Source organism: Bacillus hominis, from assembly GCF_018332515.1.
Classification (GTDB): Bacteria; Bacillota; Bacilli; order Bacillales; family Bacillaceae_G; genus Bacillus_A; species Bacillus_A hominis.
The window spans coordinates 1-949 of record NZ_BOQD01000506.1; the positions used below are offsets into that span (position 1 = coordinate 1).

General features: G+C 38.1%; 1 protein-coding gene. It reads left to right on the forward strand.

The window, feature by feature from the left end:
* Positions 1–826, forward strand: an 826-nt coding sequence (locus tag KI356_RS26935) for a flagellin (RefSeq protein ID WP_274388409.1), incomplete at its 5' end; no start/stop codon positions are given.
* Positions 827–949 lie beyond the last annotated feature (123 nt).

Here is a 949-nt window from a genome sequence, read left to right on the forward strand (position 1 = left end):
AGCTAAAACTGCTCATGATGCTGCTGATAATGCAACAAAACAATTAGTGACTGATTATGAAGCTGCCAAACTAGCTGCTGCTGGTGACCCTACTGATGATACTTTAAAACAGACAGCTGCTGAGAAGAAAGCTGCAATGGAAGCTAATACTGTTGCTAAAAACTTCTATGAAGCTAAAACTGCTCATGATGCTGCTAGCCAAGAAACAAAAGACATCGTTGTAGCTTATAATAATAAGCTAGGTGCTCTTGATAATGATGCTAATAAAGCTATCTCTGGCTTTGACAAAGCAAAAGCTGCTTTCGACGAAAGTCCTGCTGCTAAAGAATTAGTTAAGACTATGGATGATGCTAAACAGGCTGCAACACAAAACACTACTGCAAATGCATATTTAGTTGCTAAAGCAGCTGCAGAATTAGCTCCGACTGATGCAGGTAAACAAGCCGATCTTGAAAATGCAACTAAAGCTTTAGAAAAAGACGATACTGCAAAAGGTTTAGTTAAAACTTACGAAAATGCTAAAGAAGCTCTTAATCCTGCAAATGCAATGCCACTAGATGCTGTTAAACAAATCGATTCAGCACTTAAAACAGTTGCTGACAACCGTGCAACTTTAGGTGCTACATTAAACCGTCTTGACTTTAACGTAAACAACCTTAAGAGCCAATCTGCTGCTATGGCTTCAGCTGCTTCTCAAATCGAAGACGCTGACATGGCGAAAGAAATGTCTGAAATGACTAAGTTCAAAATCTTGAACGAAGCTGGTATCAGCATGCTTTCTCAAGCAAACCAAACTCCACAAATGGTTTCTAAATTATTACAATAAGCCATTTGAGTTAGTTTCATGAAACAAACCTCTCTGCTTGCAGAGAGGTTTGTTTTTTCTATATAAAGTGAAACTTTAATCAGTGGAATCTTTATCCCACTGATTATTAGTTGAACCAATCGG